20 protein-coding genes are annotated in these 25,130 nt (G+C 69.0%); 6 read left to right on the top strand and 14 right to left on the bottom strand.

Annotated elements, in window-relative coordinates; translation table 11 throughout:
* Positions 1-13 precede the first annotated feature (13 nt).
* From LC438_RS07630 to LC438_RS07610, 5 genes are all read right to left on the bottom strand, one after another.
* Positions 14-1,792: a penicillin-binding protein 2 gene (locus LC438_RS07630; RefSeq protein WP_105676473.1), complete on the bottom strand. Its 1,779-nt coding sequence runs from the start codon at positions 1,790-1,792 to the stop codon at positions 14-16.
* A 32-nt stretch (positions 1,793-1,824) separates the two neighbouring features.
* Positions 1,825-2,391 carry a hypothetical protein gene (locus tag LC438_RS07625; protein WP_105676475.1) on the bottom strand — a complete coding sequence of 189 codons (567 nt, stop codon included), beginning with the start codon at positions 2,389-2,391 and terminating at the stop codon, positions 1,825-1,827.
* Positions 2,388-3,326 (bottom strand): 16S rRNA (cytosine(1402)-N(4))-methyltransferase RsmH, encoded by a 939-nt coding sequence (gene rsmH, locus LC438_RS07620; RefSeq protein ID WP_105676476.1) that lies wholly within the window; start codon positions 3,324-3,326, stop codon positions 2,388-2,390. Before rsmH ends, LC438_RS07625 begins: the two co-directional genes overlap by 4 nt.
* Positions 3,327-3,428: 102 nt before the next feature.
* On the bottom strand, positions 3,429-3,860 hold the full coding sequence (gene mraZ / locus LC438_RS07615; protein WP_105676477.1) for a division/cell wall cluster transcriptional repressor MraZ: 432 nt from the start codon (positions 3,858-3,860) through the stop codon (positions 3,429-3,431).
* Between the two features lie 270 nt (positions 3,861-4,130).
* Positions 4,131-4,505, bottom strand: a complete 375-nt coding sequence (locus LC438_RS07610) for a DUF3040 domain-containing protein (protein ID WP_105676479.1) — start codon at positions 4,503-4,505, stop codon at positions 4,131-4,133.
* Positions 4,506-4,590: 85 nt separating this feature from the next.
* Here LC438_RS07610 and LC438_RS07605 point away from each other — a divergent pair, with 85 nt between their 5' ends.
* Entirely contained in the window at positions 4,591-5,691 is a 1,101-nt protein-coding gene (locus LC438_RS07605) for a polyprenyl synthetase family protein (RefSeq protein WP_105676480.1), read from the top strand.
* Here the strand turns inward: LC438_RS07605 and LC438_RS07600 are convergent, their stop codons facing one another.
* Positions 5,692-6,051 (bottom strand): Rv2175c family DNA-binding protein, encoded by a 360-nt coding sequence (locus LC438_RS07600; RefSeq protein WP_374197872.1) that lies wholly within the window; start codon positions 6,049-6,051, stop codon positions 5,692-5,694. It abuts the gene before it with no gap.
* 122 nt (positions 6,052-6,173) lie between these two features.
* On the opposite strand from LC438_RS07600, the gene LC438_RS07595 reads away from it, so the two are divergent.
* The 3 genes from LC438_RS07595 (at position 6,174) to LC438_RS07585 (ending at position 12,245) form a co-directional block, all read left to right on the top strand.
* Positions 6,174-7,325, top strand: a complete 1,152-nt coding sequence (locus LC438_RS07595; protein WP_223586253.1) for a LysM peptidoglycan-binding domain-containing protein — start codon at positions 6,174-6,176, stop codon at positions 7,323-7,325.
* Positions 7,326-7,401: 76 nt separating this feature from the next.
* Complete coding sequence (gene pknB / locus LC438_RS07590) at positions 7,402-9,357, top strand: Stk1 family PASTA domain-containing Ser/Thr kinase (RefSeq protein ID WP_223586252.1); 1,956 nt, start codon at positions 7,402-7,404, stop codon at positions 9,355-9,357.
* A 125-nt stretch (positions 9,358-9,482) separates the two neighbouring features.
* Positions 9,483-12,245: an esterase-like activity of phytase family protein gene (locus LC438_RS07585; RefSeq protein WP_223586251.1), complete on the top strand. Its 2,763-nt coding sequence runs from the start codon at positions 9,483-9,485 to the stop codon at positions 12,243-12,245.
* A 66-nt stretch (positions 12,246-12,311) separates the two neighbouring features.
* Here the strand turns inward: LC438_RS07585 and LC438_RS07580 are convergent, their stop codons facing one another.
* Positions 12,312-13,652 carry a class II 3-deoxy-7-phosphoheptulonate synthase gene (locus tag LC438_RS07580; RefSeq protein WP_105676486.1) on the bottom strand — a complete coding sequence of 447 codons (1,341 nt, stop codon included), beginning with the start codon at positions 13,650-13,652 and terminating at the stop codon, positions 12,312-12,314.
* A 26-nt stretch (positions 13,653-13,678) separates the two neighbouring features.
* Positions 13,679-14,377: a 1-acyl-sn-glycerol-3-phosphate acyltransferase gene (locus tag LC438_RS07575; protein WP_223586250.1), complete on the bottom strand. Its 699-nt coding sequence runs from the start codon at positions 14,375-14,377 to the stop codon at positions 13,679-13,681.
* A gap of 128 nt (positions 14,378-14,505) precedes the next feature.
* Here LC438_RS07575 and LC438_RS07570 point away from each other — a divergent pair, with 128 nt between their 5' ends.
* Positions 14,506-16,338, top strand: coding sequence for a long-chain fatty acid--CoA ligase (locus LC438_RS07570; RefSeq protein ID WP_105676490.1), 1,833 nt, complete (start codon positions 14,506-14,508; stop codon positions 16,336-16,338).
* Between the two features lie 63 nt (positions 16,339-16,401).
* On the opposite strand, the gene def is transcribed toward LC438_RS07570, so the two are convergent.
* From def to LC438_RS07555, 3 genes are all read right to left on the bottom strand, one after another.
* The gene (gene def, locus LC438_RS07565; protein ID WP_105676492.1) at positions 16,402-16,893 is read right to left on the bottom strand and encodes a peptide deformylase; all 492 of its coding nucleotides are present in this window, start codon (positions 16,891-16,893) and stop codon (positions 16,402-16,404) included.
* Positions 16,893-18,833, bottom strand: coding sequence for a MinD/ParA family protein (locus LC438_RS07560; protein ID WP_223586249.1), 1,941 nt, complete (start codon positions 18,831-18,833; stop codon positions 16,893-16,895). The genes def and LC438_RS07560 overlap by 1 nt, the downstream gene beginning before the upstream one ends.
* 68 nt (positions 18,834-18,901) lie before the next feature.
* Positions 18,902-22,309 carry a pyruvate carboxylase gene (locus tag LC438_RS07555; protein ID WP_223586248.1) on the bottom strand — a complete coding sequence of 1,136 codons (3,408 nt, stop codon included), beginning with the start codon at positions 22,307-22,309 and terminating at the stop codon, positions 18,902-18,904.
* 93 nt (positions 22,310-22,402) lie between these two features.
* Between LC438_RS07555 and LC438_RS07550 the strand changes: the two genes are divergently transcribed.
* On the top strand, positions 22,403-23,215 hold the full coding sequence (locus tag LC438_RS07550; protein ID WP_105677519.1) for a ParA family protein: 813 nt from the start codon (positions 22,403-22,405) through the stop codon (positions 23,213-23,215).
* 60 nt (positions 23,216-23,275) lie between these two features.
* On the opposite strand, the gene LC438_RS07545 is transcribed toward LC438_RS07550, so the two are convergent.
* The 3 genes from LC438_RS07545 to LC438_RS07535 all read right to left on the bottom strand — a co-directional run bounded on the left by LC438_RS07545 (position 23,276) and on the right by LC438_RS07535 (position 25,092).
* Complete coding sequence (locus tag LC438_RS07545; protein WP_105677517.1) at positions 23,276-23,821, bottom strand: MerR family transcriptional regulator; 546 nt, start codon at positions 23,819-23,821, stop codon at positions 23,276-23,278.
* Between the two features lie 99 nt (positions 23,822-23,920).
* On the bottom strand, positions 23,921-24,607 hold the full coding sequence (locus tag LC438_RS07540) for a MerR family transcriptional regulator (protein WP_223586247.1): 687 nt from the start codon (positions 24,605-24,607) through the stop codon (positions 23,921-23,923).
* Positions 24,607-25,092, bottom strand: a complete 486-nt coding sequence (locus LC438_RS07535) for an FHA domain-containing protein (protein WP_105676937.1) — start codon at positions 25,090-25,092, stop codon at positions 24,607-24,609. The genes LC438_RS07540 and LC438_RS07535 overlap by 1 nt, the downstream gene beginning before the upstream one ends.
* Positions 25,093-25,130: the final 38 nt, after the last annotated feature.

The following is a 25,130-nucleotide window of genomic DNA, read 5'->3' as shown; positions in this document are numbered from 1 at the left end:
ATGGGGGTGCCGGCTATTCGAACTTGGGAAGAAGGGCGTCCATGGGGACGGTCGAGGGCATCACGCGGTAGGTCTTCATCACCTGCGTCATCGCCTTCTGGAAGGCGGATGCCGTCGCAGCGGACGATGTAACTCTAGTCGGCTGGTCGAGAGTGACGATCACGACGTACTGCGGATCGTCGACCGGCGCGAAGCCCACCATGCTGGTGTAGTAGACGCCCGACTTGTAGCCTCCGTTGCCGTCGGGGATCTGCGCGGTGCCGGTCTTGCTGGTCACCCGGTAGCCGGGAACCTTGATCCGCTCGGCGTTGCCACCCTGCACCGCGACGTTCTCCAGCATGCGCGTGAGCTCCGCAGCCGTCTCCGGCTTGATGATCTGCTCCTTCTTCGGTGCAGCCGCCTCGTGCACGGTGCCGGCGGCGTCGGTGCACGACTCGATGAGCGAGAGGTCGATCTTCTCTCCGCCGTTCGCGATGGCCTGGTATGCGCCGGCGATCTGCGGAGCGGTGACGGTGAAGTGCTGGCCGAAGGTCGTGGTGTACAGCGACTGGTTGTCCCATTCGCTGGTGGGGTGCAGTTCGCCGCCGGACTCGGCCGGGAATCCGACGGTCGGTGTGCCGACGCCGAAGCGCTGCAGGTAGTCGTAGCGCACGTCGGGGCTGACCATGGTGCCGAACTTCGACAGCGCGACGTTCGAGGAGTCGATCAGAGCCCCTGCGAGCGTGTAGTTGTAGGTCGGGTGCACGAAGGCGTCGTTGATGACGGCTCCGTTCTCGAACTTCTCCTTCGAGGAGGCGGTGACGGTGGGGCTGGTCGGCGTCACGCCGGCGTTCTCCATGATCGCCGCAGCCGTGACCGCCTTGAACGTCGAACCGGGCTCGAAGGGGTAGGTGAAGAGCTTGCTGCCCCAGGTGCTCGGCGCGGACGCATCGAGGTCGTTGGGGTCCATCGTCGGCCACTCGGCGGCGACGCGGATCTTGCCGGTCTTGACGTCGACGACGGTGACGGTGCCGCCCTGTGCTCCCTGAGCCTGCGCCTCTTCCGCGATCATCTGCGTCATGTACCACTGCAGATCGCTGTTGATCGTGAGCTGCACTGTGCCGCCGTTCACCGCATCCACCGTGCGCTCGCTGCCGGGGATCACGACGCCGTCCATGCCCTTGCGGTAGCTCTTCTCACCATTGCTGGGAGCGAGGCACTGTCCCTCCATCTTCTCGACGCCGGCCTGAGCCGTGCCGGAGCCGTCGAGGTAGCCGAGCAGGTTGCCCGCGACAGCGCCGTTCGGGTACACCCGCTTCTCGCGCTTCTCGAAGTGGAGGTACGGCAACTTGAGTGCGCGCAGCTGCGTGTGCTGTTCGGCGTTCATGCTCTTGGCGAGCTGGTACCACTGCGTGTCGGGGTTCTCCGCCTGAGCGGCGGCGACGCCTGCGCGCAGCTCGTCGGCGTTCAGGCCCATGATCTCGGCGATCTTCGTGGAGGCCTCGGCCCACGGGAGCTTCGGCGGGTTCTTCTCGTTGTCCTCCACCGTCTTCATCGCCTTCGGGTCCATGACGTAGTCGTAGACCGTGACGCTCTCGGCGAGCACCGTGCCGTCGGCGTCCACGATGTCCCCGCGCTGCCCGGGGATGGAGTCTCCCTCGCCGAGATACTTCAGCGACTGGTTGACGTGCTCGTCGGCGCTCACGACCTGGATGTCGACCAGGCGCACGATGAACACGCAGAGGATCGACAGGATGACGGCGAGTGCGACGACGGTGCGTCGCCGGGGACTCCGGGTGGCTCGTGTCGTCATGGACTCTCTCCGTCAGATGGTGGTCGTGGGTGTCAGTGGGTCGTGGGGCTGGGAAGGCCGTCGGTGATCGCCGGCGGCAGCTGCTCTGTGGGCGTCGTCGCGTCCTCGGTCACGGGGCCGTCGGTCGCGTCGTTCGTCGGCGCCTGCAACAGGGAGTTGCTCACCGCTCCCGCTCCGTTCGGATCGACCGTCGAGGCCCATCCCGCGCCGGTGCCCGCACCGATCACGGCGCCGTCGCTGAGCCGCAGGTACGAAGGAGCGCCCGCCACGACCATGCCGAGAGCGGAGGCGCCCGTCGCCAGCGCCTGCGGGGAGCTCACTCCGGTGAGCTCCTCCTGCAGCGCCTGCGTGCGCAGGTTCAGATCCCCCTGCTGCGACGACAGGGAGGCCAGCGTGAAGGAGTCCTGGGTGATCGCGAGCGAGAGCCCGATCTGCGCGGCGCCGATCGCCATCGCTCCCCCGAGCGCGACGAGCGCGTAGGCGAGTTTCGGCTTGCGTCGAGCCCGCGGCGCGGTGACCGGCTCGAGACGCGCACGGGGCGCCCGAGACGGCGCCTCGGGGGCGACCTTGGGCGTGCGGACGACGGCGTTCAGACTCATGCGCTCTCCCGCACCTTCTCGGCTGCGCGCAGCCGTACCGGGATCGCACGCGGATTGCGCGCGCGCTCCTCGTCGTCGGCGAGCTCTGCTCCCCGCGTGATGATGCGGAACTTCGGTGCGTGCTCGGGAAGCTCGACCGGCAGCCCCTTCGGAGCGGTGGATGCCGCGCCCGCCGCGAACGCCTGCTTGACCAGGCGGTCTTCGAGGGACTGATAGGACATGACCACGATCCGCCCGCCGACCGCGAGCGCGTCCATCGCGGAAGGGATGGCGTCGGCGAGCACGTTGAGCTCGGCGTTCACCTCGATCCGCAGCGCCTGGAACACCCGCTTTGCGGGGTGCCCCGCGCGCTGAGCGGCCGCCGGTGTCGCGGCGATGAGGATCTCGACCAGCTCTCCCGATCGGGCGATCGGCTGCTTCTGCCGCGCATCGATGATGAAGCGCGCGTAGCGGCCGGCCAGTTTCTCCTCGCCGTATCGCTCGAAGATGCGACGGAGGTTTCCCTCGTTGTAGGTCGCGATGACCTCGGCGGCGGTGATGCCCTTCGTCTGATCCATGCGCATGTCCAGCGGCGCATCCTTCGAGTACGCGAAGCCGCGCTCGGCCTCGTCGAGTTGCAGGGAGGAGACGCCGAGGTCGAACAGGATGCCCGCGGCGCCCTGCGCGTGCAGGCCGATCTCGTCGTAGACCGTGTGCACGAGGGTGATGCGGTCCTTGAATCGGGCGAGCCGCTCCCCCGCGATGCGGAGGGCGTCGGTGTCGCGGTCGAGACCCACGAGGCGGATGTTCGGGAACCGCTCGAGCAGAGCCTCGGAGTGCCCGCCCATCCCGAGGGTGGCGTCGACGAGCACCGCTCCGTCCGCCTGGAGGGCGGGAGCGAGCAGCTCGATGCAGCGCTCGAGCAGGACGGGGGTGTGTATGTCTCGGAGGTTCATGATCTTTCTCGGGGTGACCTTCGGCTCTGATCCCCCTCCGCTGCTCGACCCGGCACCGGGGAAGTGTGTCGGGGCGGGAGCGGCGGGGCATCACAGCCGTGGTCAGAAGAGTCCCGGAATCACCTCCTGCTCCAGCTCGGAGTAGGTCTCCTCGCCGGCGGCGAGGTAGGTGTTCCAGCTCTCGGCGTCCCAGATCTCGGCGTGTGCGCCGACACCGGTGACGATGAGCTCCTTCTGAAGCCCGGCGTACTGACGCAGGTGAGCAGGGATGGTGATGCGGTTCTGGCTGTCGGGCATCTCCGCACTTGCACCGGAGAGGAACAGGCGCATGAAGTCGCGCGCCTGCTTGTTGGCGAGCGGCGCCTGACGGATCCGCTCGTGCATGGACTCGAACTCGGCCGTGCTGAAGACGTAGAGGCAGCGCTCCTGACCACGGGTGACGACGATGCCGCCGCCCAGGTCCTCGCGGAACTTCGCGGGCAGGATGACCCGCCCTTTGTCGTCCAGCTTCGGTGAGTGCGTACCCAGCAGCATCGGCCATCACCCCCTCTCCGTCCGGCCAACTCGAGGTGCGCCCCACTTTACTCCACTTCCCTCCACTTTCCTACGACAATTCGGTGAAATACCAGCATCGTCCGGTCAGGGCACCCCAAGTTTCCGCGGAAAGACGCGGTGGAGGAGAGTGGAGTGCCAGTGGAGGACGGGTGGAAGCCCGTGGAGGACGGCTCCAGCCCCCTCCAGCGCCACACCGGACACGAAAAAGGCCCGGATGCTGAGCATCCGGGCCTTGAGAAGTTCTTGCGGTCAGTGACCGTCTTGGCGGCGATCCCATCGATCGTTCATGCGATCCATGAAGGAGGCCGAGTTCTGCTGCTGCTTCTTCGCGCGCTCGCGGGGAACGGCGGAGACGGGGCGTCGAACCGGGGTGACGGCGAGCATCACACCGCCGAGCATCGCGGCGAAGGCGACGACGCCGACCACGATCCCCCAGACGTCACCGAGGATGACGCCGACGATCAGACCGCCCACGCCTGCCAGGAGCAGCAGGGCTCCGTAGACGAGATTGCGATAGCTCAGAGTGCGGTCGCCGGTAGGCGCGCTCACGACATCCGCGTCGTTGTGGAGGAGATGGCGTTCCATCTCATCGAGCAGACGCTGCTCCTGTTCGGAGAGTGGCATTTCGTCCCCCTCGGGTTTCTTCCGACCATTCTACGCGCGCCTCGGCGCCTCGGGGTAGCCGTTCGTGCCCGGATTCCCTTTACGTATGCTGGGAGTCGTGCCGTCACCCACTCCCGTCCCCGACGCCGTCGCCGAACGCCTCGATCTCTTCATCGAGAGGATGCGCGTCGAGTCCGTCGAGTACGGTCCCGACGCGGCCGCGATGCTCCACGCGGCCGCGGACACCCTCGTCGGAGGCAAGAGGCTGCGCGCCCGGTTCTGCCATTCGGGCTGGAGCGCCGTAGCACGGTTCCGCGACCGCGACGCCGCCGAGACCTCTTCTCTCTGGGACGTCTGCGCCGCACTGGAGATCTTCCAGTCGGCCGCGCTGGTCCACGACGACCTGATCGACAACTCCGACACGCGACGGGGCCGGCCGGCCGCGCATCGCGCCCTCGAGGGTGCTCACGAGAGCTCGGGCTGGACCGGAGACGCCGCTGCGTTCGGACGCTCGGCAGCCATCCTGCTCGGAGACCTCCTCGTCGCGTGGAGCGACGATCTGCTGGAGGACGCGCTGGAGACGCATCCGCACGCCGCTCGCGTGCGACGGGAGTACGCACGGATGCGCCGCGATGTCACGGTCGGCCAATTCCTGGACATCGCGGAGGAGTCGGCATGGAGCGTGAACGCCGCCGACTCCCACGTCGAGCGCGCACTGCGCGTCGTCTCCCTGAAGTCGGCCCGCTACAGCATCGAGCAGCCGCTCGTGCTGGGCGCGTCCCTCGCGGGCGCGGACGAGGAGCAGCTGCGGGCGCTGCGCAGGTTCGGACATCCGGTGGGGATGGCGTTCCAGCTGCGGGACGACGTCCTCGGCGTCTTCGGCGACACGGCGGTCACCGGCAAGCCGGCCGGAGACGATCTCCGTGAGGGCAAGCGCACCGTCCTCGTCGCACTGACGAGGCAGACCCTCGACGCCTCCGCCAGGAATCTGTTCGACGAGATGCTCGGGGATCCGGATCTCGACGCGCAGCAGGTGTCCTTCCTGCAGGCGACGATCGACGGCTCCGGCGCCCTCGCCCGCGTCGAGGAGATGATCGACGCCTATGCGAAGGATGCCGACCGTGCGCTCTCGGGCGCTCGGCTCGACAACGCCGCCGTCAGCGGCCTGCGCGACCTCGCCAGGGCGGCGACGACGCGATCGGCCTGATCATGCGAGCGCGCGCGCGATGCGCCGCACCTCGCTCTTGTGCCCGGCGAGCAGCGCGGCGATCGGCGAGCGGCCGAGCGTCTCCTCTTCGCCGCGGAGCCAGTCGATGACCTCGTCGTCGCTGAACCCGGCGTCCTGCAGCGCGATGATGGTGCCGCGCAGCGACGGGAGCGGGTGGCCGTCCACGATGAACTCCGTGGGAACGGCGAAGACGCCGCTGCGCTTGGAGCCGATCAGGTAGTGCTCGTCGATCAGGCGGCGCACGCGGCCGAGCGGCACATCGAGCACCTCGACGAGATCGGGCATGGTCAGCCAGGCGGACTCGGTGGATGCAGCGACGTTCTCAGACACGTTGCCCACTATCTCACCTCTGCGCGCGCGGCGCATATCGTCACACCCGTCACATCTTTCACTTGAGTCACTATTGTTGACTTCTGTTTACTTACGTGTCAGCGTGGGCAGACGTCGAACAAGGGGGACCCGTGAGACCGAACTCCGCAGCGCGACGCATGCGCTACCTGCAGCTGGGGGTGCCCGCTGCCGTGCTCGGCACCCTCGCCGGAACGATCGCCGCAGCCCCGGCATCCGCCGACGCGTCATCGACGCAGATCGAGCGTCTCCATCTCTCCGGCCTTCGGATCGTGCCCGCCACGGCTTCGCCGACGAGCTACGTCGTGCAGCCTGGCGACACGGTGTCCGCCATCGCGCAGCAGCACGGTCTGCGCACCACCGATGTGCTCGCATGGAACGGCCTCACCTGGCGCTCGGTGATCTACCCCGGCCAGACGCTCACCCTCACGGGCGCCGCAGCGCCCGCCTCTCCCGCGCCGTCGGCTGCGGTCGGGCAGAGCCACCTGGTCGTCGCCGGGGACACCGTCTACGGCATCGCGCAGAAGTACGGCACCACGGTCGACGCCGTGCTCGCTGCCAACGGTCTCACCAGGGCATCCGTGATCTACCCGGGCCAGACCCTTGCTGTCACCGGAGCCTCGGCCCCTGCAGCGGCTCCCGCTGTCGTCGCCGCACCGGCGCCGACGGGCGGGCAGGCCTACACGGTGGTCGCGGGCGACACGCTCTCCGCGATCGCCCAGAAGTACGGCACCTCGACCGCGAACCTGTACGCGTGGAACGGCCTGGGCCCGGGATCGATCATCTATCCGGGGCAGAGCATCACCGTCTCCGCTCCCCCTGCCGCAGCGGCATCCGGCACCGAGCAGCTCAGCGCGAGCCTCGACGCGGAGCAGACGGCGAACGCGGCGCTCATCGTCCGCATCGGCCGCCAGCTCGGGGTCTCCGATCGCGGCGTCGCGATCGCACTGGCCACCGCGATGGTCGAGTCGGGCATGCGCAACCTCTCCTACGGAGACCGCGACTCGCTCGGACTCTTCCAGCAGCGCCCGAGCACCGGGTGGGGCGCCGCGGAGCAGATCATGGATGCCGACCGCAGCACCCGCGTCTTCTACGGCGGGCAGAGCGACCCCAACGGGCAGAACTCCCGAGGTCTGCTCGACATCCCCGGATGGGACGGCATGGCGTTCACAGACGCCGCCCAGGCGGTGCAGATCTCCGCGTATCCCCTGCGTTACGGCCAGTGGGAGTCCCAGGCATACCAGTGGCTCGCCCACCTCGGGTGAACCTCCCGGCAAACCCGCAGCCCTCAGGGGCGAGCCGTTCCGCAGGCTTTCAGCCTGTCTTCCATAGAATCTTGACGTGACGACCAATCAGCAGGCCGACCCCCTCATCGGGCGGCTCGTCGACGGTCGGTACCGGGTCAGGGCCCGGATCGCGCGAGGCGGCATGGCGACGGTGTACGTCGCCACCGACCTTCGCCTCGAGCGGCGCATCGCCCTCAAGGTCATGCACGCGCACCTCAGCGACGACTCGGCCTTCCAGAGCCGGTTCATCCAGGAGGCCCGTTCGGCGGCGCGTCTGGCCGACCCGCACGTCGTCAACGTCTTCGACCAGGGCCAGGACGGCGAGCTCGCCTATCTGGTGATGGAGTACCTGCCGGGCATCACCCTGCGCGAGCTCCTCCGCGAGCAGAAGCGCCTCACGATCTCGCAGACGATCACGATCATGGATGCGGTGCTCTCCGGGCTCTCCGCCGCTCACCGCGCCGGCATCGTGCACCGCGACGTGAAGCCCGAGAACGTGCTGCTGGCCGAGGACGGCCGCATCAAGATCGGCGACTTCGGCCTCGCACGTGCCACCACGGCGAACACCGCGACCGGTCAGCAGCTGCTCGGCACGATCGCCTACCTCGCCCCCGAGCTCGTCACACGCGGCACCGCCGATGCCCGCAGCGACATCTACGCGCTCGGCATCATGCTCTACGAGATGCTGGTCGGCGAGCAGCCCTACAAGGGCGAGCAGCCCATGCAGATCGCCTTCCAGCACGCGACGGAATCGGTGCCGAGGCCGAGCGCGCGCAACCCCGGCGTGCCAGAGCAGCTCGACGAGCTCGTGCTCTGGGCCACCGAGAAGTCCCCAGACGACCGTCCGGACGACGCGGGCCAGATGCTGGAGCGCCTGCGCGAGATCGAGCGTTCTCTCGGCATCGCCCCCGCTGTCGCCTCCGCCACCGCGCCACAGCGCGCGCACGCCGACTCCGGCGATCTCACCAAGGTCATGCCGGGAACGCTGCCCATCGCCGACCCCACGGCTCCCGTGCCGCAGACGGTCGACAACGCGACGCTGCTGCGTCGCCGGTCGTCCAAGCGACGTGCCCGCGGCGCCTTCCTGCTCACGCTCGTGCTGCTGCTGGCCGCGGTCGCCGGCGGCGTCGGCTGGTGGTTCGGATCGGGCCCCGGTTCGCTCGTGGCCGTGCCCGGTGTGGCCGGGATGTCGTACCAGGACGCCGCGGATACGCTGACGGCCGAGGGATTCGTGCCGGTGCAGAAGGACGAGTTCTCCGTCGACATCCCCGCAGGAGAGGTCATCAAGACGGACCCCGGAGAGGGCCAGCGTCTCGACAGAGGCGTGACGGTCACGGTGATCGTCTCCACCGGACCCGCACCGCACGATCTCGCCCCCGTCGCCGGAGTGGACGTCGAGACCGTCCGCGGTCAGCTCGACGCGGCGAACCTCGACATCACCGACGACGAGAAGTACTTCGACGACCTCGACGACGGCATGGTCCTCAACGTGCGCATCACCCCTCGTGGCGGCGGCGACGCCTTCGGCTGCGACCAGGGCTGCACGGTGCACGAGAAGGACACGGCGACCATCCAGGTGTCGGTGGGCCCTGTCCCCGACGTCAGCGGCATGAACGTCAACCAGGCGACCAAGACGCTGACCGACAAGGGTCTCGTGGTCAACCCGGAGAGCCAGACCGTGTTCAGCGAGGACGTCGCCAAGGACAAGGTGATCGGGTACGCCGACCGCGCCGAGGCGGGATCCTGGCGACCGGGCGACACCATCCAGCTCATCGTCTCGAAGGGGCCCGAGCTGTTCGACGTCCCCGATGTGAAGGGGATGACGCGGGACAAGGCGAAGGAGGCCCTCACCAACGCCGGGTTCAAGTGGAGCTACACCAGCGACACCATGATCCCGGATGGCGCGTGGGACCTGCTCGACAACAAGAACACCAAGGTCGTCTCCTACAGCCCGACCGAGCCGCAGCGCAAGAGCACCACCATCGTGCTCCAGATGGGACTCAGCGGCTAGCATCCGCTGCGCGTCACCCGCCGTTCACCTCCCGGCCACGGCGGGGCAACTCCCCCGGCATCTGCCGGATGCCTGACGCCCACACTCTGTCGAGTACCCCCGTACTCGCCGACCCGGAGTGTGCCATGCCCTCTCGTCCCCTCTCCGCCGCGGTGCTCGCGACCTGCCTTCTGGCCGGCACGATCACCGTCGCCGCCGTCCCGGCCTCCGCGGCCCCCCGCACCGCCGACGTCTTCTCCCGCGCCGCGACCTACCCCGTGTACCTCAACGCTCCTGCGGGGGTGGACCCGGCATCCGCCACCGTCGCGGAGATCTCCACGATCACCGCCGACGGCACCGTCGTCTACACCGACGCTCTCGGAAAGCGGATCGGCTTCGTCGATGTGACCGACCCGTCGAACCCCCGCGGAACCGGAACGGTCTCCCTCGCCGACCTCGGCCACCCCGACGACCAGCCCACGTCGGTCGCCTCCTACGGCGACTACATCCTCGTCGTGATCGACGAGACCGGCGGGCAGTTCACCGATCCGCACGGGCGGCTCGACGTGCTGCGCGCATCCGACCGCTCCCTCGTGCGCTCGATCGATCTGGGCGGCCAGCCCGACTCCATCGCGATCTCGCACGACGGCGCGTACGCGGCGATCGCGATGGAGAACCAGCGCGACGAGGAGATCAAGCCCGCCGGCGGCAAGAAGGGGGATCTCCCCCAGCTGCCCGGCGGATTCGTCCAGGTGCTCGACCTCGGCGAGGACCCCGCCGCCTGGACCACGACCCCCGTGCGCTTCCTCGCCGAGGACGGCAGCCCGCTGCCGATCTTCGCGGCATCCGGAATCGACACCCCGCAGGACCCGGAGCCGGAGTACGTCACCATCGACGATCGCAACCGGCTCGCGGTGACGCTCCAGGAGAACAACGGCATCGCCGTGATCGACCTGGAGACCAAGACGCTCACGTCCGTCTTCTCGGCGGGCGCGGTCGCGCTCAGCGGCGTGGACACCGTGAAGGACGGCCGCATCGACCTCACCGGATCGCTGCCGGCGACGCCTCGCGAGCCCGACTCGATCGCGTGGGTCGGCGACGGTCTGGTGGCCACGGCCAACGAGGGCGACTGGAAGGGCGGCACCCGCGGTTGGACGGTGTTCGACACCGCGACCGGTCTGCCTGTGTGGGACGCGGGGAACAGCTTCGCGAACATCGCCGTGCAGTACGGCCTGCACAACGAGGACCGCGCGGCCAAGAAGGGGGCCGAGCCCGAAGGGCTCGCGTTCGCCGAGTTCGGCGGCACGCCGTACGTGTTCGTCGCCAGTGAGCGCTCCAACTTCGTCGCCGTGTACGACATGACCGACCCGGCCTCCCCCGTGTTCGATCAGATCCTGTTCACGACCAACGGCCCCGAGGGCATCCTCCCGGTGCCGGGGCGCGATCTGCTCGTCGTGTCCAGCGAGACGGACGACGCGAGCGTCGGCGTCCGCGCCTCCGTGAGCCTGTTCTCCTTCGGCGCCGGTGCGCCCGCGCAGCCCAGCATCCTGTCCGATGCGGTCGGCGGCGCGCCGATCGGATGGTCCGCGCTCGGCGCGCTCTCCGGGCACCCGACGAACTCCTCGCTCGTCTACGCCGCGAGCGACGCCGTCGTCTCCCCGGCGACGATCTACACCGTCGACGTGTCGCAGACTCCTGCCCGCATCACCGCCTCGACGGCCGTCACCGAGAGCGGCTCGCCCATCGCTCTGGATGTGGAGGGCATCTCCGCCGCCGCGGACGGCACCTTCTGGCTGGCCGTGGAGGGCGCGGCGGGAGCCGGCAACACCATCGTCCACACGGATGCCGCAGGTACCGTGCTCTCGCGTCACCCGCTGCCGGCCGAGGTCGCCGCGCACGTCGGCAAGTGGGGCTTCGAGGGCGTCAGCGTGACCGGCGAGGGCGCCGACCTCCGTGTGTGGAGCGTCATCCAGCGTCCGCTCTGGACCGACCCATCGAACCTCGCCGCCGGCACCGTGGACGGAGCCGACATCACCCGCATCGGCCGCCTCGACCCGGCGACGGGCGCATGGGAGTGGTTCGGCTACCGCCTCGACGCGACGACCGTCCAGGGAGACTGGATGGGGCTGTCGGAGATCACGGCGATCGACGACGACACGTTCGCGATCATCGAGCGGGACAAGCTCAACGGCCCCTCGGCCGCGGTGAAGCGCGTGACGCGCGTCGACATCCCGGCGGATGCTGCGCCCAGCGCGTTCGGGCAGCCTCTGACCGTGCTCGAGAAGACGACCGCGATCGACGTGCTGCCCCAGCTGAGGGCGACGGCCGGCTGGACCCAGGAGAAGCTCGAGGGCTTCGCGATCGCGGCGGACGGCCGCCTGTACGGGGTCACCGACAACGACGGGCTGAAGGATGCCACGGGCGAGACCGTGTTCCTGCGCCTCGGCGCCGCCTCCGAGGTCTTCCCCGACACGTCGACGCCCGCGGTGCCGTCGCTCGCCCTGAGTGCGTCGAGCGTGAAGGCCGGCGCCGAGCTCACCGTCACGGGAACGGGGTTCCCCGCTTCGACGGAGGTGCGCATCGAGCTGCACAGCGATCCGGTCGTGCTGGGCACCGCCTCGACCGACGCCCAGGGCGCCCTGCGCTTCACCGGCGCGGTCCCCGCGGGCACCGCGCCGGGAGCGCACGAGATCGTCGCCGTCGCGGGCGAGGTCACGGCCCGCACCCCGCTGACGGTGACCGCGTCCGGCGGGGCGACGGCCCCCGGCACCGGAGGTTCCGTGCGACCTGGCGACCTGGCCACGACCGGCGGTGACGCGTCCTGGCTCCTGCCGGTGGCCGTGGGCGCCGGCATCCTGCTCCTCGCGGGTGCCGTGCTGCTGATCGTCCGCCGCCGCACGCGTTCCTGACCCGACACGGAGAAGGGCCGGAACCCAGGAGGTTCCGGCCCTTCTTCATTCGGCGTTCGGCGCGTGTCAGCGCTTCTCGAGCTCCTCGGCCACGAGGAAGGCGAGCTCGAGCGACTGCATGTGGTTCAGACGCGGGTCGCACAGGCTCTCGTACCGGGTGCCGAGAGCGGCCTCGTCGATCTGCTCGGAACCGCCCAGGCACTCGGTGACGTCGTCGCCGGTCAGCTCGACGTGGATGCCTCCGGGGAACGTGCCCACCGCGCGGTGCGCCTCGAAGAATCCGCGGACTTCGTCGACGACGTCGTCGAAGCGACGGGTCTTGTACCCGGTCGGCGTGGTGATGCCGTTGCCGTGCATCGGGTCGGTGACCCACAGCGGCTGCGCACCCGAATCACGGACGGCCTCGAGCAGCGGCGGAAGCGCATCGCGGATCTTGCCGGCGCCCATGCGCGTGATGAAGGTCAGGCGACCGGGCTCACGGTTCGGGTCGAGCTTGTCGATCAGCGCGAGCGCCGTGTCGGGGGACGTCGTCGGGCCGAGCTTGACGCCGATGGGGTTGCGGATCTTCGAGAAGTAGTCGACGTGCGCGCCATCGAGCTCACGGGTGCGCTCGCCGATCCAGAGGAAGTGCGCCGAGGTGTTGTACGGGGTGTCGGTGCGGGAGTCGATGCGCGTCATCGGCCGCTCGTAGTCCATCAGCAGGCCCTCGTGACCGGTGAAGAACTCGACGCGCTTGAGCTCGTCGAAGTCCGCACCCGCGGCCTCCATGAACTTGATCGCGCGGTCGATCTCGGCGGCCATGCGCTCGTAGCGCTGGTTCGCCGGGTTCTGCGCGAAGCCCTTGTTCCACGAGTGCACCTCGCGGAGGTCGGCGAAACCACCCTGTGTGAAGGCGCGGATGAGGTTCAGCGTGGACGCGGCCGTGTGGTACCCCTGCAGCAGTCGGCCGGGGTCGGCCTGACGGGATCCCTCGGTGAAGTCGTAGCCGTTGACGATGTCGCCGCGGTAGGCGGGGAGCGTGACGTCGCCGCGGGTCTCGGAGTCGCTGGAGCGCGGCTTGGCGAACTGCCCGGCCATGCGTCCCATCTTCACGATGGGCATCGATGCGCCGTAGGTGAGCACGACGGCCATCTGCAGCACCGTCTTGATGCGGTTGCGGATCTGCTCGGCGGTCGCTCCGGCGAACGTCTCGGCGCAGTCGCCGCCCTGCAGCAGGAACGCCCGGCCGGATGCCGCGCGAGCGAGGCGATCCCGGAGGTTGTCGACCTCACCGGCGAAGACCAGCGGAGGGAGGGTCGAGATCTGGCGGGAGACCTCGGCGACGCGCTCTGCGTCGGGCCACTGCGGCTGCTGCTTGATCGGGAGCGAGCGCCACGCGTCAAGGGCGTCGATGTGGTGCGGGAGCATGCCCCCAGCCTAGCGGGAGCTGAGGCTCAGGAGCGCCGTGTGGCAGCGGTCGGAAGGCGGTCCTTGACGGTCGACGCGTAGACGTCTTCGTACTCCTGCTCCCCCAGTCGCTGGAGCGCGACCATGATCTCGTCGGTGACGGATCGGAGGATGTAGCGGTCGTTCTCCATGCCCGCGTAGCGCGAGAAGTCGAGCGGCTCTCCGATGACGATCCCCACGCGCATGATCCGCGGGATGCGCCGGCCGATCGGCATCGCCGTGTCGGTGTCGACCATGATCACCGGGACGACGGGGACCTTGGCCTCGAGCGCCATCCGGGCGATGCCGGTGCGCCCCCGGTACAGCTTGCCGTCGGGGCTGCGCGTCCCCTCGGGATAGATGCCGAGGAGGTCGCCGCCGCCCAGCACCTGCAGTCCCGTGTTGAGGGATGCCTCGGATGCCTTGCCACCAGAACGGTCGATCGGCAGCTGACCCGTGGCCTTCATGAAGAACTTCGTCGCACGGCCTTTGATGCCACGTCCGGTGAAGTAGTCGCTCTTGGCGAGAAAGGACATGGACCTGTCGAGCATGAGCGGCAGGAAGATCGAGTCGGCGAACGACAGATGGTTGCTGGCGAGGATCGCCGCGCCGCTGGCGGGCACGTTCGCTCGGCCCACCACCCATGGTCGGAAGATCGCCTTCACCAGAGGGCCGATCACGACGTACTTCATCAGCCAGTAGAACATCGTGGTGAAGTCTAGCGCCGTGGATGGCTTCCATTCACGGTGGCGACTGAGTTTCATCCTGAATGAAATTCAGTCCCATGCCTTAGACTCGGGTGAACACGTGCCCGACCGGTACCGAAGGAGCTGCCGTGGTCCAGTTTGAAGTCCCCGCCGTCGTCCCCGCCGACCCAGATGCGAACATCTCCGACATCCTGGCGAAGCGCGTCGAAGCCACTCCGAACCTCGCGCTCTTCTCCGTGCCCGAAGGAGAAGGCTGGCGCGACATCACAGCCGCCGACTTCCAGACGGCCGTGATCGCCCTGGCCAAGGGGTTCGCCGCCGCCGGCATCCAGCCGGGAGAGAAGGTCGGCTTCCTCGCTCGCACGACGTACGAGTGGACGCTCGTCGACTTCGCGCTGTTCTACGCCGGGGCCGTGATGGTCCCGATCTACGAGACCAGCTCGCCGTCGCAGATCCAGTGGATCCTCGAGGACTCCGGCGCCATCGCCCTCCTCGTGGAGTCCCCCGAGCACTTCTCCCGGGTCGACGAGGTCCGCGGCGACCTCCCCCTGATCCGCGAGGTCTGGCAGATGCACCTCGGAGCGATCGACGCCCTCACCGCGCAGGGTGCCGCGGTGACGGATGACGAGATCGAGCGTCGACGCAACCTCGCGGTCGGCAGCGACATCGCGACCCTCATCTACACGTCGGGCTCGACCGGCCGCCCCAAGGGCTGCGTTCTCACCCACAGCAACTTCGTCGAGCTCTCCCGCAACGCGGCGAAGTCCCTCAACGAGGTCGTGCAGACGCCCGGAGCCTCCACGCTGCTGTTCATCACCACGGCGCACGTGTTCGCGCGCTTCATCTCGATCCTCGACGTGCACGCCGGCGTCCGCACCGGCCACCAGCCCGACACCCGGCAGCTGCTGCCGGCGCTCGGATCCTTCAAACCGACCTTCCTCCTCGCGGTGCCCCGCGTGTTCGAGAAGGTCTACAACTCGGCCGAGCAGAAGGCCGAGGCCGGCGGCAAGGGCAAGATCTTCCGCGCCGCCGCCGAGGTCGCGATCGAGCACTCGAAGCTCCTCGAGGCCGGCAAGCCGATCCCGTTCGGCATGCGCCTGAAGTTCGCGCTCTTCAACAAGCTCGTCTACAGCAAGCTGCGCGAGGCCATGGGCGGCAACGTCGTCTACGCCGTGTCCGGCTCCGCCCCCCTCGGCGCGCGTCTCGGCCACTTCTTCCACAGCCTCGGCGTGGTGATCCTTGAGGGCTACGGCCTGACCGAGACCACGGCGCCCGCCACGGTCAACCTCGCGGACAAGTCGAAGATCGGCACGGTGGGCCCCGCGCTCCCCGGCGTCGGCATCCGTCTCGCCGAGGACGGCGAGATCGAGGTCCGCGGCATCAACGTGTTCAAGGAGTACTGGAACAACCCGCAGGCGACCGCCGACGCGTTCAGCGAGGGCGGCTGGTTCCGCACCGGCGACATCGGCACCTTCGACGCCGAGGGCTTCCTCACGATCACGGGTCGCAAGAAGGAGATCATCGTGACGGCGGGCGGCAAGAACGTCGCCCCCGCCGCGCTCGAGGACCCGATCCGCGCGAACCCGATCATCGGTCAGGTGGTCGTCGTGGGCGATCAGAAGCCGTTCATCTCCGCCCTCATCACGCTGGACCCCGAGATGCTCCCGACCTGGCTGGGCAACAACGGGCTCCCGGCCGACATGTCCCTCGAGGAGGCGTCGACGAACGCCGCCGTGCGCGCCGAGGTGCAGAAGGCGGTGGATGCCGCGAACACCCGCGTCTCCCGCGCGGAGTCGATCCGCAAGTTCACGATCCTCGACAGCGAGTGGACTGAGGCCTCGGGACACCTCACGCCCAAGCTCTCCATCAAGCGGAACGTCATCATGAGCGACTTCGCCGACGAGATCTCGGCGATCTACGACGAGCCCGTCGCCACCACGAACGTCGCGATCGGCGGCTGAGCTCGGATCCACCATGGTCATGCAGAAGGGCCCCGCCGAGGCGGGGCCCTTCTGCATGACCGGTCAGAACCAGGAGCTCTCGCGCACCTCGCGCATGGCGACCTTGCGGGTCTCCGGATCGAGGCGGGTGAGGTACAGCTTGCCGTCGAGGTGATCCGTCTCGTGCTGCAGGGCCTGGGCCAGCAGACCGTCGCCCTCCAGCACCACGGGGTTGCCGTCGAGATCGATGCCCTCCACACGGGCCCACGGATGCCGCAGAGCGTCGTGCCAGAGCCCTGGCACCGAGAGGCAGCCCTCGCCGGTCGGCACGGCCTCACCGCGGACCTCCGTCAGCACCGGGTTCAACACGTAGCCGATGTCGCCGTCGATGTTGTAGCTGAAGGCGCGCAGCGCGACGCCGATCTGCGGAGCGGCGACGCCCGCCCGTCCGGGCAGCTCCACGGTCTCCACCAGATCGGTCACCAGGGCGCGCACGCCGTCGTCGATCACCTCGATCGGCGCGCACACGGTGCGCAGCACGGGGTCGCCGAACACGCGGATCTCACGGACGGCCATCAGGCGGCCTTCGCCCGGAGGCCCTCGACCAGCAGCGCCGCGAGCTCTCGCGCCGCGACACGGGTCTCCGGCTGCAGGTTTGCGAAGACGATCGTGCCGCCTCCCGCGATCTGGGAATCGTACGGCACCCGGACGACCTTCTTGGCCCTGGTGCGGAAGTGCGCCTCGAGTTCGTTCAGCCGCACCAGCGGAGCACCGGGCGTGGACTGGTTGAGCACCACGATGGCCTCCCGTGCCTGCTCCGCGTATCCGTTGGTCTCCAGCCAGGTCAGCGTCTCGGACGCCAACCGCGCCTCGTCGACGCTGAGACCCGACACGATCACGACCTGGTCGGCGAGGTCGAGCGTCGCCGACATCACGGAGTGGACGATGCCCGTGCCCGTGTCGGTGAGGACGAGGGAATAGTAGTGCGCCGCGACGCCTGCGACGTCGCGGTAGTCGCTGTCGCTGAACGCCTCCGCGATGCGGGGGTCGGAATCCGAGGCCAGCACATCGAGACGGGTGGCGTCGCGTGCGACGATCGAGGAGATGTCGTGGTAGCCCTTCACGTCATCGTGGATGCGCACGAGGTCGCGCACCGTCCGGCTGTGGGCCGACCGCACGACGCGATCGGCGAGAGTGCCCCTGTCGGGGTTGGCGTCGACCGCGATGACCCTGTCCTCGCGAGCATCCGCGAGCGCCATCCCCAGGAGCGCGGTGATCGTCGTCTTGCCGACGCCGCCCTTGCGCGACAGAACGGGCACGAAGCGCGCGCCGCCGGACAGTGGGGCCGCGATCCTCGCACTGAGAGCCTTTCGCTCGCGAGCACGCCTGCCGTCGCCGATGTTGATGCGACGCCCGGAGACCGTGTAGAGGAAGTGGCTCCACGCGCCCTCCGGCTCGGGCCTGGTGACGCGGCTCGGGTCGAGCAGACGGTCGGCGGTGAGCAGATCGGCGCTCTCGCGCGAGGCCTCCCCCAGATCGTCGAGGCGCTTCGACGAGAGCGCCACCTCGGTGCGCGACGCACGGGTGGGCTGCGTCGCCACGGACTTCTCCTTCGCATCGTTCACGACGGGGATCTCCTTTCGGGATGCGACAGACGGTGAAGGGGCGAGAGCCGTCGCCTTGGCCTCGAGATCGGCCTTCGCACGCGCGATGAAGGCAGCGGCCGCTGCCGCCTCGGCAGCGACGGCGTCCTCGGGCTCGGGCTCGGGCTCGGGCTCATTCACGGCTTCCGGCTCGGGCGCAGTCTCGGACTCAGCTGCGAGCTCAGGTTCGGGCTCAGCCGTGGGCGCGGGCTCAGCCTCAGCCTCAGCCTCAGCCTCAGCCTCAGCCTCAGCCTCAGCCTCAGCCTCAGCCTCAGCCTCAGCCTCAGATGAGACCACCGCGGCTGCGCTCTCGGCGACCGCGGGCTCGTCGACCTCGATGTGATCGGCCACGGCGATGCGATCGGCCGCTGTGATCTCGGCCTCGGCGTCGGTGACCTCGACGGGCTCCGACTCGACGACCTCCGACACGATGACCTCTGCGACCTCGGATTCGAGAGACTCGGATTCGAGAGACTCCGGCAGCGCGGCCTCGGGCGCGGACTCTTCGACGGTCCCGTCAGACGACGCCGGCACCTCGACCGCCTCCGCGGACGGCACGGTCGGCGGCATCTCCGCGTCCGCGGGCAGCTCGATGACGATCGACTCGATGACGGCATCCGCCTCGGGCGCGATCTCGTTCTCGACGAACGATGTGCGATCGAAGACCGGTTCGTCGTCGATGATCAGATCGACGACCTCGCCGTCGACGACGCCGTCGTCGGCGAGATCGTCATCGTCCGCCTGCGGAAGGATCACGTTCACCTGGGCCGTGCCGCCGAGGATGCCGATTCCGGACGTGTCCAGGGACGCGGCTTCGTCGAGCACCCCTCTCGACTCTTCGTCTTTCGGGGTGGACCCCTTTTTCACGGTCACGATGTCACTCCAAGCTTGTGCGGGCCTCGGGTGCGTCACGTGCGTGCGCGGCCCTCGCCCGCACAAGATTAGTGCGCGGGGCGGATCACGACCAAAAGATCTCCTGCGTCCACCTGCTGCGTCTCTCCGATCGCGAGGCGCTCGATGACCCCGTCGACCGGCGCCGTGATCGCCGCTTCCATCTTCATCGCCTCGATCGAAGCGACGGGCTCCCCTGCCCTGACGGCGGAGCCTACCTCGACCTTCAGGGTGACCACGCCGGAGAACGGCGCCGCCACCTGACCGGGCACGGAGGTGTCGGCCTTCTCGACCTCATGGGCGTCGACGACGATCGAGCGATCGCGCACGAACACCGGGCGCAGCTGCCCGTTCAGGGTGGTCATGACCGTGCGCATGCCCTTGTCATCCGCCTCGCCGATCGCCTCGAGCCCGACGTACAGCTGCACGCCGCGGTCGATCTCGATGAGGTGCTCCTGTCCCTGGACGAGCCCGTAGAGGTAGTCGCTCGTGTCGAGGACCGAGAGATCGCCGAAGAGCTCGCGCATCTGAGCGAACTCCTTCGTCGGAGCGGGGAACAGCAGGGTGTTCAGTCTCTCCCGACGCGCGGCGCTGTCTCCCGCGAGTGCGGTCTCGTCGTCGGCGGAGATCTCGGTCATTCCGGTGCGCACCGCGCGCCCCGCGAGCACCTTCGTGCGGAAGGGCTCGGGCCAGCCGCCGGGAAGATCGCCCAGCTCGCCGGCCATGAATCCGACCACCGAGTCCGGCACGTCGTACTTCTCGGGATTCGCCTCGAAGTCCGCCGGATCCGCCTTGACGGCGGCGAGGTGCAGCGCGAGGTCTCCGACGACCTTGGAGGAGGGCGTCACCTTCGGCACGCGACCGAGGATGCGGTCGGCCGCCGCGTACATGTCCTCGATCAGCTCGAAGTCGTCGGCGAGTCCGAGAGCCTTCGCCTGCTGGCGCAGGTTGGACAGCTGGCCGCCCGGGATCTCGTGGTGGTACACGCGCCCCGTGGGTCCGGGCAGGCCGGACTCGAACGGCGCGTACTGACGGCGCACGGCCTCCCAGTACGGCTCGAGGTCCGAGACCCCATCGAGGTCGATACCGCTGTCGCGCTCGGTGTGCGCGAGCGCCGCGACGAGAGACGAGAGCGAGGGCTGGCTCGTGGTGCCCGAGAGCGGAGCGGATGCCGCATCCACCGCGTCGACGCCCGCAGCGCTCGCGGCGAGCAGGGTCGCGAGCTGGCCGCCTGGCGTGTCGTGCGTGTGCAGGTGCACGGGCAGATCGAAGCGCTCGCGCAGAGCCGCCACGAGCTTCGCCGCCGCTGCGGGGCGGAGCAGGCCCGCCATGTCCTTGATCGCGATGATGTGCGCTCCGGCGGCGACGATCTGATCCGCGAGCGCCAGGTAGTAGTCGAGGGTGTAGAGGTCCTCGGCGGGGTTCAGCAGATCTCCCGTGTAGCAGAGAGCGACCTCCGCGACCGCGGTGCCCGTCCGACGCACGGCCTCGATCGCTGGACGCATCTGCTCGACGTCGTTGAGCGCGTCGAAGATGCGGAAGATGTCGACGCCACTGGCGGCCGCCTCCGAGACGAACGCCTCAGTGACCGCGGTGGGGTACGGCGTGTAGCCGACCGTGTTGCGCCCACGCAGCAGCATCTGGATGGCGACGTTCGGCAGGGCCGCCCGCAGCTTGTCGAGCCGCTCCCACGGGTCCTCGCCGAGGAACCGCAGCGCGACGTCGTAGGTCGCGCCGCCCCAGGCTTCCACCGACAGCAGTCCGGGGGTCAGGCGGGCGAGGTAGGGAGCAGCGGCGACCAGGTCCTTCGTGCGCACACGCGTCGCGAGCAGCGACTGGTGAGCGTCGCGGAACGTCGTGTCGGTGATGGCGAGGGCCGACTGCGCACGCAGGCTCTTCGCGAACCCCTCCGGTCCGAGTTCGAGCAGCCGCTGCCGTGATCCGGGAGCGGGCGCGGTGGCGAGGTCGATCGTAGGGAGCTTCGCCACCGGATCGACGACGCCGGGGTGGGCCCCGTGCGGCTTGTTCACCGTGACGTCGACCAGCCAGTTCAGGATCTTCGTCCCGCGGTCCTTGGAGATCCGTCCGCGGAGCAGCTCAGGACGTTCGTCGATGAAGGACGTGCTCACGTCTCCGGCCACGAAGGCGTCGTCGTCGAGCAGCGCCTGCAGGAACGGGATGTTGGTGGAGACGCCACGGATGCGGAACTCGGCGAGGGCGCGGCGCGCGCGGGCGACCGCGGCGGGGAAGTCGCGTCCTCGACAGGTCAGCTTCGCCAGCATCGAGTCGAAGTGCGGGCTGATCTGCGCGCCCTGGTGCACGGTGCCGCCGTCGAGACGGACGCCCGCACCGCCCGGTGACCGGTACGTGGTGATCTTGCCCGTGTCGGGCCGGAACCCCTGGGTCGGGTCCTCCGTGGTGATCCGACACTGCAGGGCCGCACCGCGCAGGTGCAGGTTCTCCTGCTGCAGCCCGAGGTCGGCGAGGGTCTCGCCCGCGGCGATCCGCATCTGGCTCTGCACGAGGTCGACGTCGGTGACCTCCTCGGTGACCGTGTGCTCGACCTGGATGCGCGGATTCATCTCGATGAAGACGACCTCTCCCGCGCGCTCCCCCGCCGTCTCCAGCAGGAACTCGACGGTGCCGGCGTTCTCGTACCCGATCGAGCGGGCGAAGGCGACCGCGTAGCCGTGCAGGGCTGTGCGGACGCCGTCGTCGAGGTTGGGGGCCGGAGCGATCTCGACCACCTTCTGGTGGCGCCGCTGCACCGAGCAGTCCCGCTCGAAGAGGTGCACGGTCTCGCCGGTCTTGTCGGCGAGGATCTGGACCTCGATATGGCGAGGTCGCAGGACGGCCTGCTCCAGGAACATGCGCGGGTCGCCGAAGGCACTGGACGCCTCGCGCATGGCCTCCGCGAGAGCGGGGGCCAGCTCGCCCTTCGTCTCCACGCGGCGCATCCCTCGTCCGCCGCCGCCTGCGACGGCCTTCGCGAAGAGCGGGAAGCCGATCCCGTCGGCCTGGGCCACGAGAGCCTCGACGTCATCCGACGCCTCGGTGGAGCGGAGGACGGGCACGCCCGCCTCGATCGCGTGGCGCTTGGCCTCGACCTTGTTCCCCGCCATCTCGAGCACGTTCGCGGGAGGCCCGATGAAGACGATGCCGTTGGCGGCCGCCTTCTCCGCGAGTTCGGGGTTCTCCGAGAGGAATCCGTAACCCGGGTAGATCGCGTCCGCTCCGGCCTCCAGCGCCACGCGGATGATCTCGTCGACGTTCAGGTAGGCCCTGACCGGATGACCGCGTTCCCCGATCTCGTATGCTTCATCGGCCTTCAGCCGGTGAACGGATCCGCGGTCCTCGTGGGGGAAGACCGCCACGGTCCTCGCTCCCACCTCGAAGGCCGCACGGAAGGCGCGGATCGCGATCTCGCCGCGGTTCGCCACAAGGATCTTCGTGAACATGCACACCTCTAAGAGCTCGATGCACGGCGTTTTCGACGCGCATGGGGCGGGGCTGAGTGTTCCCCCAGCCTAGGGGAAGGTAACGTGGTGTCCGTGCACGTACTCAGCGTCAGCTCTCTCAAGGGAGGCGTCGGCAAGACGACCGTGACCCTCGGCCTGGCCTCAGCGGCCTTCGCCCGTGGTGTCCGGACGCTCGTCGTCGACCTCGACCCGCAGTCCGACGTGTCCACCGGGATGGATATCCAGGTGGCCGGCCGGCTCAACATCGCCGACGTCCTGGCGAACCCGAAGGAGAAGGTCGTCCGTCAGGCGATCACCTCCAGCGGCTGGGCGAAGGTGCACCCCGGCACGATCGACGTGCTCATCGGCAGCCCCTCGGCGATCAATTTCGACGGGCCGCACCCCAGCGTCCGCGACGTGTGGAAGCTCGAGGAGGCGCTGGCATCCGTCGAGGCCGACTACGACCTCGTCCTGATCGACTGCGCGCCCTCGCTGAACGCGCTGACCCGTACGGCGTGGGCCGCGAGCGACCGCGTCATGGTCGTCACCGAGCCCGGCCTGTTCTCCGTGGCCGCGGCGGATCGCGCCCTGCGCGCGATCGAGGAGATCCGTCGTGGACTCTCTCCTCGCCTCCAGCCGCTCGGCATCGTCGTGAACCGCGTGCGCCCGCAGTCGATCGAGCACCAGTTCCGCATCAAGGAGCTGCGTGACATGTTCGGCCCGCTCGTGCTCTCCCCCCAGCTGCCGGAGCGCACGTCGCTGCAGCAGGCCCAGGGTGCGGCGAAGCCGCTGCACATCTGGCCGGGAGACTCCGCACAGGAGCTCGCTGCCGACTTCGACCAGCTGCTCGACCGGATCATCCGCACCGGACGCATCCAGGTCGCGGAGACCGGCCCTCAGGCCTGATCCCCACCGCTACGCGAAACGCCCGCTCGATGAGCGGGCGTTTTCCGTTTCCGGTGACGTTCAGGCGGAGCGCTTGGACCGTCGGGCCGAGAGCTCGTCGACGGGGTCGGGCGCCGTGGGATCGAACTCCACGAGAGTGGACTCCACCTCGCGCAGGACCTTCCCGACGGCGATGCCGAACACGCCCTGGCCGCGGCTCACGAGGTCGATGACCTCGTCGTTCGAGGTGCACAGGTAGACCGAGGCGCCGTCGCTCATCAGCGTGGTGCCCGCGAGGTCGCGGATGCCGGCGCGGCGGAGCTCCTCGACCGCGGTGCGGATCTGCTGCAGCGAGATGCCCGTGTCGAGAAGGCTCTTCACGAGCTTGAGCACGAGGATGTCGCGGAAGCCGTAGAGGCGCTGCGAACCCGAGCCGCTGGCGCCGCGGACGGTCGGCTCCACGAGCTCGGTGCGCGCCCAGTAGTCCAGCTGACGATAGGTGATCCCGGCTGCGCGAGCCGCCACTGCACCGCGGTACCCGACCTCGTCGTCCATCGCCGGAAGACCGTCGGTGAAGAGGAGTTCGGTCACGAACCGCGGGTCGCCTGCACGCTCATCCGCACTCATCTGAAGTCCTCCCTGGAGCTGTTACCTCCACGCTAGAGCAGCGTCCAGGCAGCGGCAATGACATCCGTGCGACCTCGAAGGTGTGTCGCAATCAGTTCGTTACGAAAGCACCCTGGTGAGCGCGTCCTTGACGAAGAGCGAGCGCACTTCGTCGATCTTCGCGGCGAGCTCGGGAGCCATCTCGCTCGCCTTCGCCCGCGATGCAGCATCAGTGCGACGCAGCAGTGCGGACAGCGCGGATTCGATCAGCGCGACCTCCCGCTCGGCCCCCTGTCGCAGCGACCGGAGGTGCCGCGGCTCGATGCCGTGGCGGTCGAGGCCCACGAGGCTGCGCAGCAGCGTGACCGTCGCCTCCGGGTAGTTCTCCTGCGCCGTGATCACTCCGGTGCTGATCGCGTCGTTGAGCAGCTGGGGCCCGGCGCCCGCCGCGGCCAGCAGCTCCTCTCGGCGGTAGCGCCGAGGGGTGGGGGTGATCGACGGAGGCGGGACGATTCCCGCCGCCTCGCCGCTCGCATCGGCGTCGTCGAGCTGTTCGCGGATGACGCTCAGCGGCAGGTAGTGGTCGCGCTGCAGCGTGAGCCCCAGGCGCAGCCGCTCGATGTCGGCGGTCGAGAACTTGCGGTATCCGGACTCGGTCCTGGACGGGGTGACGATCCCCTGCACTTCGAGGAAGCGCAGCTTGCTGGAGGTCAGATCGGGGAACTCCGGCGTGAGCCGGGCGAGGACCTGACCGATGCTCAGCAGGCCCGCGGACGCAGACCGTTCGCGGGCGGGAGCGGCCGCCATCAGTCGTTCGCCGCGACGCGGTCGAGCGGTGAAGCGAAGAAGTTCAGCCGGAACTTGCCGACGCGCAGCTCGGAGCCGTCGACGATGGGGCTGCGGTCGACCCGCTCGCCGTTGACGTAGGTGCCGTTGAGCGACCGCTGGTCGATGATCTCGAAGGAGGTCCCCGTGCGGGTGATCTCGGCGTGACGGCGCGACACGGTCACGTCGTCGAAGAAGATGTCGGCCTCCGGGTGACGGCCGACAGTGGTGACGTCGGTGTCGAGGAGGTAGCGGGCCCCTGCGAGAGCGCCGGAGCGGACCAGCAGCAGGGCGGATCCCGACGGAAGGGAGGCGATGGCGCTCTGCTCCACGTCTGTGAGCTCCACGCCGAACGGCACGAAGGAAAGATCCGAATCGTGCCCGAACGTCTGCGTCACGTCGTGCTTCTGCTCACCGGAACGGTGAATCGCGGCGTCGCCGGCCGGTCGGCTGTCGTTGTCTGTCACTGTGCCCTCCTGATCGTCCAGACTAACCGATCGAAGGC

This window comes from Microbacterium sp. OVT16B, assembly GCF_019969705.1.
Taxonomy (GTDB): Bacteria; Actinomycetota; Actinomycetes; order Actinomycetales; family Microbacteriaceae; genus Microbacterium; species Microbacterium natoriense.
The sequence above is the reverse complement of the archived record's forward strand: the minus strand, read 5'-3'. Positions and strand labels throughout refer to the sequence as shown.